The following is a 1,035-nucleotide window of genomic DNA, read 5'->3' on the forward strand; positions in this document are numbered from 1 at the left end:
GGACACACCCGGACCCTACGACCCGATCAACCACGCCACACCAACACCTCAGGACCGCCAAGCCATCAAACCGTCCCAGTCGGCCGGGGATCGAAAAATAAACGATCTACAAGACCTGACCAGTTACACTAACCTCAGGCGATCGACTTCCAGATCAATCGCGGGTCCTAGGTCGAGAATTGCGGCGTTGTTAACCAGAGCCGTTGCGGAGAACCCGCGACTTTCAAGATCGTCCAACAGTGGAGTGAGATTGTTCCATTCTCGGACGTCGAACGCGATCCTGGCCACCTTGCCGGCCGCGGGCTCGCTGGGGTCATCCGGTCGATGAGTATGATCGAGACTGATCACCGTAGCACCCCGCGCAGCCAGAAGTCCTGCGGTAGCCCTACCGATTCCACTCGCGCCGCCCGTCACCACAGCCACTAGCTCGTGATCCCCGGCACTGACCATCGAAATCTCCTTCCGCGGATGGTTCGGGTGTCCGCAGGATCTTGTTAATGTCCGCAGGATCTTGTTAATGGGACTAGTGGCGACGTCTGGTCGCAGACCTCAGTGACTCTCCGCAGTCTCTGGCGACACTGTGTTACTAGGATTCGAATTTACGACTCTAGCACTCGCTGTAGGCCTCAGGGGGCGGTCGGCTCGGCCCTCGCGCTGCTTGCTTATAGGCAAGGAATGGAGATGTGGAGGGGGTATCGATTTACGTCCGGCGGATGCGCCATCATGGGTGTGGTGCTAACGGCGAAGCGGAGGGGGCGAGATCTCGTGCGGGTTCCATCGGCAGTATGGACCAGAGGGCGTCGGTATGTGGTGGACGTCAGATCTGGAATCGTTGGAACCCTTTCCTTTACTAACTAGAAACTAAGTTATCGGAGCGTTGGTCGGTCGGCGTCGAGATTCTGAGAATATCGTGAGATAATTGAATCATGGAACAAGGGTCCGGTTCTCGCATTCCTCGACGCATGCTGGAGGATGTCCGGCTACTTGCGTTGAACGCAGTGGACAGGGGTATGCATCCGCGAGATGCGGCGTTGG

The 1,035-nt window shown here is 57.6% G+C and carries 1 protein-coding gene; it reads right to left on the minus strand.

All coding sequences use genetic code 11. From position 1 onward, the window contains the following. Positions 1 to 123: 123 nt before the first annotated feature. Entirely contained in the window at positions 124 to 450 is a 327-nt protein-coding gene (locus AB1460_RS37745; protein WP_368967372.1) for an SDR family NAD(P)-dependent oxidoreductase, read from the minus strand. Between the last annotated feature and the right edge of the window lie 585 nt (positions 451 to 1,035).

The organism is Parafrankia sp. FMc2 (assembly GCF_041008525.1).
Classification (GTDB): Bacteria; Actinomycetota; Actinomycetes; order Frankiales; family Frankiaceae; genus Parafrankia.

Coding starts and splice junctions, on each gene's coding strand:
- AB1460_RS37745 (WP_368967372.1), bottom strand. CDS start 450: ATGGTCAGTGCCGGGGATCACGAGCTAGTGGCTGTGGTGACGGGCGGC.